Source organism: Bacillus sp. TL12, from assembly GCF_022625245.1.
Taxonomy (GTDB): domain Bacteria; phylum Bacillota; class Bacilli; order Bacillales; family Bacillaceae_G; genus Bacillus_A.
In genome coordinates, this window is sequence record NZ_JAJJBY010000129.1 from 1 (window position 1) to 2051 (window position 2051).

At 32.7% G+C, this 2051-nt stretch carries 1 protein-coding gene and 1 pseudogene; both read left to right on the plus strand.

What is annotated here, in order from left to right; translation table 11 throughout:
- Window positions 1-324: 324 nt before the first annotated feature.
- Window positions 325-807 (plus strand): annotated as a pseudogene (locus LOK41_RS27925) (bclA protein); the annotation flags it as partial.
- Between the two features lie 162 nt (window positions 808-969).
- Complete coding sequence (locus tag LOK41_RS27930; protein WP_241819346.1) at window positions 970-1272, plus strand: antibiotic biosynthesis monooxygenase family protein; 303 nt, start codon at window positions 970-972, stop codon at window positions 1270-1272.
- Window positions 1273-2051: the final 779 nt, after the last annotated feature.

A 2051-nucleotide genomic window follows, 5' to 3' on the forward strand; every position in this document is an offset into this window, starting at 1 on the left:
AGGTTATGTTAACCGAGCATGTATAAATTATGCAAAAAGATTTTAATGAAAAGAAGTAAGTAAAAATAATACTGCATTACAGAAAATAATTATGGTTAAGAGAACAGATACAGACCGGAAGTAATTAGCTTATATGATAGGTAAATATACAAGAAAAACAAAACCATTTTGCATCTATAGTTATATAAGTGATTTATAAGTAAAGGAATGTGATTATTCTTGCGATTAAACAACAAAAAAAACTGTAATTCTCCTGCGATTTCTTGTCCTGTTCCCAGTTCGGTTTCTATTCCTTTTCCTAGTCCTATTCCAAAACAACTAAGTTGCCTTTGTGATTGCTGCGTTTCACCTATGCAGAATGTTTTACAACAACTTATCGGGCAAACTGTAATTCTTGCCACTATTGCAGACCCACCAAACATGCCCCCTCTTTTCTTTCTATTTACTATCACTTCCGTGAATGATTTTTTAGTTACAGTTACAGGTGGCACTGGATCCTTCGTAGTCAATATTTCTGATGTAATAGGAGTAGGATTCTTACCAACAGTACCACCTATAACATTACTTTCACCTACAGATTCAGGGTGCGAATGTGATTGTCGTGAACGACCAATTAGACAAGTACTAGATACACGTATTGGTTCTACAGTGAACCTTTTAGTAAGTAATGGTTCTACTGCAATAAATTTTAACGTGGAACGAACAGATCTTGGTATAGTGATAGGTACTTTACCTATAGATCCATCTAATCCAATCGACTATAGATTTGCTATTTCAACTTGTAAAATTACAGCTGTAAATATATAAACTCTACTATAACTATTTTCATTTTGTAAAAAATGAAAATAGTCTTTTTTATGGGGATAATGAGACGTTATGTTAACTTTACATGTATATGTTATACATCAAAACTCCTCATACAGCGTTTCCCCCACATGGTACAATTAGGAAAAGGAGGAGGACTTCAAAATGATTTTAGAAGCAGTCATATTGCAAGTAAAAGACGGTATGGAGACGGAGTATGAATCGGTATTTAAGCAAGCATCCTCAATCATCTCTTCCATGCAAGGATACATAAATCATGAATTACAACGCTGTATGGAGCAGAAAGGAAAATATTTGCTCCTTGTGCAATGGGAAACTTTAGAAGACCACACGATAGGATTTCGTCAATCTGAACAATATCAAGAGTGGAAAACATTATTGCATCACTTTTATGATCCATTTCCAACAGTTGAACACTTTGAGCGTGTAGAGTTATCACGAAACTGAACTTGACCGTCTATTAATACCTGAAAAGTAACTTCCAATAACGGAATTTATGTAAACACAATTACCTTTTATCTTTTAGATAGGACTAATTGTGTTTTTTAAATCAAAGTAGTCAGAAAATTCTTTATATTGAAAGCGGTTTCTTATATGATGATAATGGGTTGGATGGCACGAGTGGCTATCAGGGTATCTGGCGTAGGTGGGGCCGATACTACGTACAGACTAGGAATATTGTTTTTTTACTATTATGAAACTCTATATATATTATAAAGAAGAATGGAAAAGGAACTGATTCATAAGATCATGAGTCAGTTCCTTTTTCGTTTTGCTACCGATAAGTGAGATTATGTGAACGAAAAGTCCCTTCAGATTTTTTTTGAGGGGACTTTTCTAGGTTTCTAGATGTATTGAGTTCTGATAAGTGGTGTTATGGTAACTACGGTTGTGTAGAATGTATATGTTTGATTTTAAAATAAATATGTATATACAAGTTTTATAATTGTTACGGTTGCTCCAAGATAAGCAAACCATTCCCAAAGGGGTGTTTTTTGTTTAGAATCAGTCATATTGTTATGTCCTCCTTTTTAACATCTATTAAACAATATATTATCATAATTATGAGATTTTTGATTAATTAGATCATTTCAATTAAGTAGTTCTTTACTTCGAATAGGTTTTGTAATCTCTTTATTTATGCATTTTTGAATGTATACTTTTTTCAGTGTTTTTGCTAAAAATAGCTAAGGTAGGATAAACCCAATAAAATCAATGAAATGAAA